We start from the raw sequence: 11,181 nt of genomic DNA, 5'->3' as shown, positions 1-11,181 counted from the left end.
CCTTCATAGCGCGCTCCTCCACCTAAATACATCGCTAGTGTCTTATTCAAAGAATAAAGCTGGTTACCCGTAATCGCATCACTAGACCCTTCAGAAATATCTCCATCTAAAAGTAACTTCAGTTTGCTCTTGCTTCTCTTGCCACCTTGCCCATGAAGCGCTACATACGCACTATCTTCATCACTCCACAACAATGCATTCTGCTTAATATTGTCAGTAACCTCTGTGTTGCTTTGAGTAAACTCTTTTTGAAGATTCTCAAAAGAGAGCCCTACACCTGCAAATGCTTCCGCTATAGTACTATAATCTTTATCTTCAACTTTAGTACCATCCTCACTAACGCTCTTAAATTTGAATGTAGGACTTATCCATGTGCCGTTTTCATAGCTAGCATTACCGCCTAAAGTTTTCGCAACACTATAACCTAGAGAATAGAGCTGATTACCAGCTATAGCATCGCTTGAAGCAGCTGTAATGTCTCCATTCTTCAGAGATGTAAGCTTGTTGTTCTCTTTATTGTCTCCATGTGTTGATACAAAAGCGCCTTTAGTCTTGTCCCATAACAAGGCATCTCCTTGAACTTCTTGAGTAATATTCGTGATGTTTTGAGTAAATTCATTAAACTTATTCGTGAGATTATTATTCACATTCTCAATATTGCTATCAAGACCTGCAAATGCACTTCCAACATCGTTATAAGAACTCCTTGCTACCTCACCTTTGTCAGAAATATTAGAGATCTCATAAGTTGGAACAGTTAAAGCACCATCTTTAAAGGAAGATGCTCCACCTAAGAATTTAGCAATATCCTCACCAATTTTATTGATCTGACCACCCGTAATTACATCATGTGAATCCTTGATAATCTTACCATCAGCAACATTGTGAAGACCAACAGAGGTAGAACCCTTACCTTTTCCTAAAGTTATATTTGTATAATCAGTTTCACCCTCTTCCTTTTTATCGTAATGCACAACAGCGGAATCTTCTGACTGAAGGCTGGTAGAAAGCTCCTTCAGACTTGCATCAAGCTGACCCTTGTTAACGGCATCATTGTCTTGTTCTGCATCTTTCACACCAGAAAGAGTTCGATTCTTACCATCATTATCGGAAATAGTGATTTTATTACCGTACTTTTCTGCGCCAATCTTGATTAGCTGCTTATCTTCATCCCACTTAACAAGGCTATCACTGACAACATTCGTAATTTCATTGTTAATCTCTTTGCGAACATTCGTGATGGAAGCACCAACTCCAGCCAAGGCCTCCGCTACAGTTTTATATTCCTTATCTTCAACATCACTGCCACCATCCTTAACTGTCTTAACCGTGAACGTAGGAGCGGTCCATTGGCCTTCTTCATATTTAGCGCCACCGCCGAAATACGAAGCAACCTTCTCATTTGTCTCAAAAAGCTGAGAACCATTTATTGCCTCAATTGAATCTTTAGAGATTGTTCCACCTATTACACCGGAAATGGTTCGGTTCTCATTATTCTTGTTTTGAAGATTAATTATAGTACCACCTGTTTCCTTACCAATGGTAATAGGATCGCCCTCTTTATCTTGTTTAACAAGGCTATCACTGACGACTTTGCCAATCTCCTTATTAATTTCATTATGAATATTCGTGATAGAATTATTAACACCTGTAAAAGCTGCAGCTACATTATCATACTTCTCTTCAGTCTCTGTACCTTCTGTATCAAACTTTTTAATCGTAAAACTTGGAGCGGTCCATTTTCCTTCTGTATAGCTAGCGTTACCACCGAAATACGAAGCAACACTGCTACCAAAACTATGAAGCTGATTACCAGCTATTGCATCACTTGAAGTAGCTGTAATGTCACCATTTGCAAGAAATGTAATTTTACTGTTTTCTGGGGTTGCTACAGCTCCATCTTTTTCTTCTTTGCGCTTTTCATGGCGCGCCACAAACGCATTTGCTTCCTTGTTCCATAACAAAGAATCCTGCGCCACACCTTCAGAAACTTCCTTAATCCGTGTATTAACATTCTTGATATTTGTATCAAGTCCTTCAAAAGCTGAACCGACATCAGTAAAAGGTTTATCTGTTATCTTGCCATCTTTATCAATCTCCGATAAACTATAGGTTGGATTTGTAAACACACCATTATTAAAAGTTGCATTACCACCAAGGAATTTAGTAACATTTTTAGAAATTGTATTGATCTGACCACCATTAACCGCATCATGTGAACTCTCAGAAATCACACCATCGGCAATATTATGCAAACCAACTGGTTTTTTATCTTTACCACCCAAAGTTACACTCGTGTAATTAATGGCGCTATTATCACCCTCTTCTTTATCGTAATGAACAACAGCTGAGTCATCAGATTGAAAACTATTAGAAAGCTTCTCTAAACTTTCATCAAGCTGGCCTTTGTTAACCGCTTCATTATTCTTTGTTGCTGCTGCCACACCAGAAAGGGTACGCAACTCATTTTTGCTGTTGGTAAAACTGATTTCTGCACCTTCTTTTTCAGCACCAATCTTGATAACCTTCGTATCTTCATCCTGCTTGACAAGATTATCACTGACAACATTGGTCACATCATTATGAACATTTGTAATGGAACTCGCAATACCAGCAAATGCATCCGCTACACTATTGAAAATCTTTTCCTCACCAACACTACCATCAGAATTGACAGTTTTAAGCTTGAAGGTAGGAGCAACCCATTCTCCTTTTTCATACTTAGCACCACCACCAAAGGACTTGGCTATATTCGTGGCTACAGTGGTAACATTTTGATTTGTAGTAAACAACTGAGAACCAATGACCGCTTCATTTGAATCTTCTAAGAGCGCTCCACCTTTTATACCTGTAAGAGTACGCTTTTCATCTTTGTTATTGGCAATATCGATTTTATCACCACCTGTATCTTTACCAATGCTGATGTGTTCTGTTGTAAGATCCTGTTTTACGAAACTACTGGCTGCTACTTGTTCTTTAACATCCTTTTCAACTTTTTGCAGTTGCAAAAAATTCACAGCGTCAGTATCTGCAGTACCTGCGGCAACTCCAGAAAGAGTCCGATTATTACCATCCTTATTTGTAATATCGATTTTAGTGCCTTCTACTTCTTTACCAATAGTGATCCGATTTGTATCTGCCTCTTGCTTAACAAGGCTATCACCTTTCACATTAGTAATCGCACTGGTAATCTCTTTAGTAACCTCATTTTTAACATTCGTGATAGAACTACCAACTCCAGTCAAAGCCTCCGCTACAGTTTTATATTTCGTCTCTTCAGAGTTGCCATCATCCTTAACTGTCTTAACCGTAAATGTAGGTGCTGTCCATTTGCCATTTTCATACTCAGCTTCACCACCTAAAGACTTTGCAACACTGCTACCTAGTGTATAAAGCTGGGAACCATTTACGGCATCTGTTGAGTCTTTAGTTATATCTCCATTCTGAAGAGACGTAATCTTGCTGTTTTCTTTTTTCTCTCCATGTGTTGCTACAAAAGCTGTATCAGTCTCGCTCCATAGTAAAGAATCACCTTTAACTTGTTGCGTAATATTCGTTATGTTTTGAGTAAGTGTGTCAAACTTATTTGTTATATTATTATTGATAGTCTCAATATTGGTATCTAACTGCCCTTTGTTAACGGCATCATTGTTATTCTTTGCTTCTCCAACACCAGAAAGAGTTCGAGCCTCACCACTTTTATTGGCGATATTGATTTCACTGCCTTCTGTTTTTGCACCAATAGTGAGACGGTGCATCTCTTCTTGTTGAACAAAGCTCTCGCTTTCAACTTTAGTAATCACATTTGTAACCTGTTCAGTTAATTTATTCTGAACATTCGTGATAGAACTACCAACACCTGCAAGTGCATCTGCTACATTGTGATAAGTCTCATCTTTTTCCTTACCATCAGAGTTAACCGACTTTATTTTAAAAGTTGGATTTGTCCACGTGCCATCTTCATATTTAGCGTCACCCCCAAAAGACTTGGCTATATTCGTGGCTACAGTGGTAACCTTTTGATTTGTAGTAAACAGCTGAGAACCTGTAACCGCTTCATTTGAATCTGTTGAGAGCGCTCCATCGTTTATACCAGTAAGAGTACGCTTTTCATTTTTATTGTTGGAAATATCGATTTTATCACCATCTGTATCCTTACCAATGGTGATGTGTTTCGTTGCAGAATCTTGCTTCACAAAGTTACTACTGGTTGCTACTTGTTCTTTTATTTCCTTCAGTTGTCCAAAATTCACCGCATCGGTGCTTTCAGTACCCGTTTCCACTCCTGTTATCTTTTTACTACCAGCATCAATACCACCGGTGACTATTTTAGGACCTCCAGAAATTACTAAACCTGTTGCGTCTAGGGTACTGCTTCCTGCAGTTACTTTATTGACTGCAATTTCCTTAGCCAGATCAAATTTTATATTATTATCTTTATCACCTTTTGTAATCGTAAGATTTGTACTTGCTGCTGATAAATCGACTTTGCTCTTTATGCCAACAGTTGTAGCATTTGCACCCCCAACAGACAGGTTCCAACCTTGATCTACGTAACTTTGTAAGGATTGAAGCTGCGCAACATTAACAACATCAGTTCCGTTCGTGCCTGCTGCTACTCCTGTAATTTGCCGTGTTTTTTTATTACCAGCATCACCAACACTGACTGCACCCAGCGTACTCCTCCATGTGAAATCCGTATCAGTTGCAACTTTTTTAAGTAAAGGATTAAAACCAGCAACATCTTTAGCAACATCTGCCACAGAACCACTACCTAAAGCAACGCTCCCATATTCCTTTACCTGTGCTCTATCACCAATAACAGTAGTCGCAGGAGCGTAAAAATGCACATAATTACCGATACCAATGGCCGATTCATAGAGGCTATTTTTTGAATGTGTCTGCATACCATTACCAATAGCAATGATATTACTGCCCTTCACGTCTGGACTCTTACCTATCAATATATTCTCATTATTTCTTGGAAGCACACCAATTCTTTCAGCTATGGGCATTGCCCGCGTATTCAACATTGTGTTATTCTTTGTTGTATCCCGAACACTAGACGATCCAACATCACCATTATAATCATCATCAACAGGCAACAACGTTCTTTTCGTACTTATATCGTTAACCGCTATTCTTGTAAGCTGTGGCGCTTTTTTATGACCAACATTTCCAACTCGTGCAAAACCGCCGTTTTCTGTTAAAACATTCACGACAGAACTCTTGTCACTCTTATCGGAAAGGGTTTTGGTTAAAAAATTTGCGTAGTCATCAGAAGTATTCAAACCAGCAACAGAGATGATACTTTTTAGATAAGACACATCAGCACTTTTTAAACCTTCAACAAATGTATTTCTAAAATCAGGATTTGCTGAAACAACAGGAGAAACATTTGATAAAAATGCAACCATTGCAGCAAACGAAACACTCTTAACCAAAGAAAATGAATGAGGAGAACGAAAATTTTTTAAATTACTCATTTCTGTTTGTATGGCATAGATTTTTTTCATAATGAACTCTCCAAGAAAAAAACTTTAGAAACACACTGAACAACACAAAAATGACACATTTTAACGATATAGAGTTATTGTAAATTAGGTTTTGGGCGTTTTGTTAGTGTTAGCATTTTGAATATTTATATTGTTGTATTTGTTTTATGTAATGAGATCTGGATATTAGACCTTTTAGGCGCAAAATATACATAGAGGATTTGAGGTTCTGATATGTTATTCTACTGCCTAACAATAAAGGAATTTTGTGTACTAATATTACTTTTTTACTTGATAATACTAAAAATACTTCACAGAGGTTTATTATATTTAGCTATTATAAAATTTCACTTTATTAGAAAATGTGGCTTTATTAACAACAAATTAAAGTAAAAGATATTGTAATATTTAAGAGGTTTAGATTATCCTGAATAACTGGTTTTTTGGTGATTTTTCTTTTTTCATGTATTATGCAAGGATACATGTATGCCTTTGTGATTTCTTTTCTGTCTTCACGCATTACTTGCCCCGCTTTGAAAATTTACTTAGCAAAATAAGTCTTACTCACTAAAATTTTTACTATTTATAAACCATATCCTAAAGATATCAAGAAAAAAGATTCTTTTGAAGTATTTAGAGAAAATAATTTACTGTAGAGGTAAAAATGTAGTTTCTTGGTAACAGTTGCTAAAAGATTTGCTGGGGGTAGAACCCATATTTTAATTGCGTTCATATGCTTAAAAAATTTTGCCCCTACTTCATAAAAGCAAGGGCAAATGGGGGAGTGTTAAATATCTTATTTTTATCACTAATTTAGCGTTACTCTAAATCCAGCGCCTACCCCCCATTGACCTCCTGAGCTCGTGACAGATAAGTTAGAACGAATTTTGCCACTTTCAGACATATAACCAGCACCAATAGCAAATGCCGATTGACTCCGCCACAAACCACTACCAAATGAAAAGCTTAACTTTCCAGGGGTGTCATCATAACTTAAATTAGACACAGCCAAACCAACAGCAGCTGCTTGCCTTGCCTCCTTGCGGACATCTTCAATGGCATAATTCAACGCCTCAAATTTCATATCTGTATAAGATTTCGACTCGTTAAAACCATCATTGATAAGACCACTAACTTGATCAGCCGTATATTTCTTCGCATCGTCAAGAACTATCTTCATCTGCTCTTCTGTATAATCATGCAACTGACCACCATTAACAGCTTCCTTAGAACCTGTCTCAATCTTACCGTCCCCGACATTGTCTATCAACACAGGTTCGCTGTCATTCCCACCCACCAATGTGATGCTATTGGTCTTCTTTCCCTCCGCATCTTTGTCATAGTTAACAGCTCCATCTATAACCGCAGTTTCAATATCTTTAACATGTTGGTCTAGCTTATCTACCTTATGATCAACCTCGTTGACCTTCTCATTCGTCTCCCATAGCTGACCTCCATTCACTACTTCTTGCGAACCTTTTTCAACCTTGCCACCCAAAACATTCGTAATCTTACTCGAAACCCCCTTATAACGCGCATCATACGATCCAGCGTCTTCATTCCAATGCAAACTATTCGTATCTATATTGCTAGAAACCTCTTTAATTCGGTCGTTGATAAGTGTCATACTCTCACTAACACCTTCAAAGGCACCTGCAACATCATTATAGTTCTTCTTATCCGATAAACTACCATCTGCATTAAAGCGCGCAACCTTGAACTCTGGAGCATGCCATGCGCCACCTTCATAGCGCGCTCCTCCACCTAAATACATCGCTAGTGTCTTATTCAAAGAATAAAGCTGGTTACCCGTAATCGCCTCACTAGACCCTTCAGAAATATCTCCATCTAAAAGTAACTTCAGTTTGCTCTTGCTTCTCTTGCCACCTTGCCCATGAAGCGCTACATACGCACTATCTTCATCACTCCACAACAATGCATTCTGCTTAATATTGTCAGTAACCTCTGTGTTGCTTTGAGTAAACTCTTTTTGAAGATTCTCAAAAGAGAGCCCTACACCTGCAAATGCTGCCGCTACAGTACTATATTCTTTATCTTCAACTTTAGTACCATCCTCACTAACGCTCTTAAATTTGAATGTAGGACTTGTCCATGTGCCGTTTTCATAGCTAGCATTACCGCCTAAAGTTTTCGCTACACTATCACCTAGAGCATAGAGCTGATTACCAGCTATTGCATCGCTTGAAGCAGCTGTAATGTCTCCATTCTTCAGAGATGTAAGCTTGCTGTTCTCTTTATTGTCTCCATGTGTTGCTACAAAAGCGCCTTTAGTCTTGTCCCATAACAAGGCATCTCCTTGAACTTCTTGAGTAATATTCGTGATGTTTTGAGTAAGTTCATTAAACTTATTCGTGAGATTATTATTCACATTCTCAATATTGCTATCAAGCTGCCTTTTGTTAACAGCGTCATTATCGTTCTTTGCTTCCCCAACACCAGAAAGAGTTCGAGCCTCACCATTTTTATTAGCGATATTGATTTCACTGCCTTCTGTTTTAGCACCAATAGTGAGACGATTAGTTTCTTGTTCTTGTTGAACAAAGCTTTCGCTCTCCACTTTGGTAACCACATTATTAACCTGTTCAGTCAATTTATTCTGAACATTCGTGATAGAAGTACCAACTCCAGACAAAGCACTCGCTACATCAGGATAAACCTTATCTTCAGAGTTGCCATCACCCTTAATGGACTTAACCGTAAAACTAGGAGCGGTCCATACTCCATCCTTATAACTAGCGCCACCACCAAAGGATTTGGCTATATTCGTGGCTACAGTTGCAACATTTTGATTTGTAGTAAACAGCTGAGAACCTGTAACCGCTTCATTTGAATCTTCTAAGAGCGCTCCACCTTTTATACCTGTAAGAGTACGCTTTTCATCTTTGTTGTTGGCAATATCGATTTTATCACCACCTGTGTCTTTACCAATGCTGATGTGTTCTGTTGTAAGATCCTGTTTTATGAAACTACTGGCTGCTACTTGTTCTTTTATTTCTTTCAGTTGTGCAAAATTCACCGCATCGGTGTTTTCTGTACCTTTTGCTACATTTGTTATCTTTTTACTGCCAGCATCAATACCACCGGTGGTTATTTTCGGACCTCCAGAAATTACTAAACCCGTTGCATCTAAAATATTGTTTCCTGTTGTTACTTTATTGACTGCAATTTCCTTAGCCAGATCAAATTTTACCTTATTGTCTTTCTCTCCTTTTGTAATCGTAAGATTTGTACTTCCAGTGGAAAAATCTACTCCGCTATCCATAATGACTGTTTCAGCATTTTTACCATCAACAGATAGTTTCCAACCACCACTTCTTACGAGACTTTCTAAGTCTTTTAACTGTATAACATTTACTGCATCGGTAGGATCACTACCAGCTGCTACACCTATAATCTGCCGCGTTATGCCCTGAGTAGGATCACCAACACTAACGGCACCCCGTGTGCTCTTCCAGTGCGCTTTAGTGTTTTTTGCCGGCCCCTGCAGCAAAGAAGTATACCCAAAAACACCAGCATCCCTATCGGCCACAGAATTTGCACCTAGCGCAACAGAACCATTTTTTAATGCTTTTGTACTAAATCCTAGAGCTGTACCAGCATCCTGTTCTACCCGCGCAAAACGACCAATAGCAACTCCATCATTCCTTAGTGTCTCTGTATCAGCACCAATGGCAACGCTCCCTCCCCTATGGATGTGGGAATTAGCACCAATAGCAACAGATGCTGCCAGCGGTGTTTTCTCCGGATCATTAGCATCTAACTGCGCCGTCACTTTAGAACCAATAATAACACTGGTCGTGGTTTTCGTAGAAACGCCGTCACCCAAAATAACATTACCTGCGTCTGCATTACCGCGTTCCATACTCGCACTACGTGTCATTTTCGTGATAGGATTATTTTGTGAAAAACTAGATACATTAATAATTTCTGTATTCTCATCATTCTGTGCAAGCTGTTGGTCTGCAAAGCTATCAACCACAAACGATCGTGAACTAATGAGAGATTTTTTATATTGCCCCTCTATATTCAACGTATTTTTCGATAACTTATTTCCGTCTTTCATGATAGAATTATTATCACTCGCACTAGAAAGGATTTTTGTTAAAAAATTTGCATAGTCATCAGAAGCATTTAAACTATTAACAGAAATGATACTTTGTGGATAAGACACAAGAGCGCTTTTTACACCTTCAAGAAATGTATTTCTAAAATCAGGATTTGCCGAAAAAACAGGGGTAATATTCGATAAAAATGTAGCCGCTGCAGCCAACGAAAGAACTTTAACAAAAGAAAAACGAGAAAGTTTTAATTCATTCGTTTCCTGTGTTCTATATAATTTCTTCATAATAAACTCTCCAATGAAAAATTTAAAAACACCTCCAAAACATAAAAAAGACACATTTTAGCATTAGTTGTTTCTTTAGAATTTGAAATGGAATATAATTGCTTAGAATGTGAGCGTTTTAAGAGTTTTATGTTTTTTATACTGATATCTGAATGTTGACTTTTTAATTTATGTTTTTTGGACACAAAGGTGATACATTTAGAGTGTAATAGGTGTTGATGTATTATTTTATTGCTTAACTTTGAAAGGTTTTTTTGCATATTTAATGTTACTTTTTTACTTGGCAGTGGCCACTATGAAATGCTTCTCGAAGAGTTTTAATGTGTTTTGCTATTTATAAATTTTAGTTTTATTAGAAGGCAGTGTTTTCTCAATAGAAATAAAGTGAAAAAATAACAATAAAATAGAGATTGTAATATTTAAAAAGTTTGGATTTTTTCGAATAATTGGCTTCCTAGGTATATTTTCTTTTTTCAAGTATTATGCAGTGGTATATACATTTTTTGTGTATTTTTTATCTTCACACATTACTACTCCCTTTGAAAGTTTATTTCCATCAAAATGAGTATACTTATAAAAAGCTTTGTTTCTTATAAAAGATATTTACAAGATATCAAGAAAAAAAGATTCTTTTGAAGTATTTAGAAAAAATAATTTACTGTAGAGGTAAAAATGTAGTTTCTTGGTAACAGTTGCTAAAAAATTTGCTCGGTGTAGAGCCCGTATTTTAATTGCGTTCATATGCTTAAAAAAATTTGCCCCTACTTCATAAAAGCAAGGGCAAATGGGGGATGTTAAATATCCTATTTTTATCATTAATTTAGCGTTAAGTTTATTCCAGCGCTTACCCCCCAGTGACCTCCTGAGCTCGTGACAGATAGGTTAGAGCGGATATTTCCACCTTCAGATGTATAACCAGCACCAATAGCAAATGCCGATTGACTCCGCCATACGCCCGTACCAAATGAAACACTCAACTTCCCTGGTGTATCATTATAACGTAAACCTGCTACTGCCAAACCAACAGCAGCGGCTTGCCTTGCCTCCTTGCGAACATCTTCAATGGCATAATTTAACGCCTCAAACTTCATATCTGTATAAGATTTCGACTCGTTAAAACCATTATTGATAAGACCACTAACTTGATCAGCCGTATATTTCTTCGCATCATCAAGAACTATCTTCATCTGCTCTTCTGTATAATCATGCAACTGACCACCATTAACAGCTTCCTTAGAACCTATCTCAATCTTACCATCCCCGACATTGTCTATCAACACAGGTTCGCTGTCATTCCCACCCACCAACGTGATGCTATTG

At 37.7% G+C, this 11,181-nt stretch carries 3 protein-coding genes; all 3 read right to left on the bottom strand.

What is annotated here, in order from left to right; all coding sequences use genetic code 11:
• Positions 1–5,516: hypothetical protein (locus ACFIO3_RS04435; RefSeq protein WP_375667110.1), on the bottom strand; the 5,516-nt coding region annotated here is incomplete at its 3' end.
• A gap of 787 nt (positions 5,517–6,303) precedes the next feature.
• Positions 6,304–9,861, bottom strand: a complete 3,558-nt coding sequence (locus tag ACFIO3_RS04430) for a Vomp family autotransporter (RefSeq protein WP_375704137.1) — start codon at positions 9,859–9,861, stop codon at positions 6,304–6,306.
• A gap of 815 nt (positions 9,862–10,676) precedes the next feature.
• Positions 10,677–11,181: YadA-like family protein (locus tag ACFIO3_RS04425; RefSeq protein ID WP_375704136.1), on the bottom strand; the 505-nt coding region annotated here is incomplete at its 5' end.

This window comes from Bartonella sp. AD328YNZD, from assembly GCF_042196425.1.
This window is presented reverse-complemented; position numbering and strand designations above follow the sequence as displayed.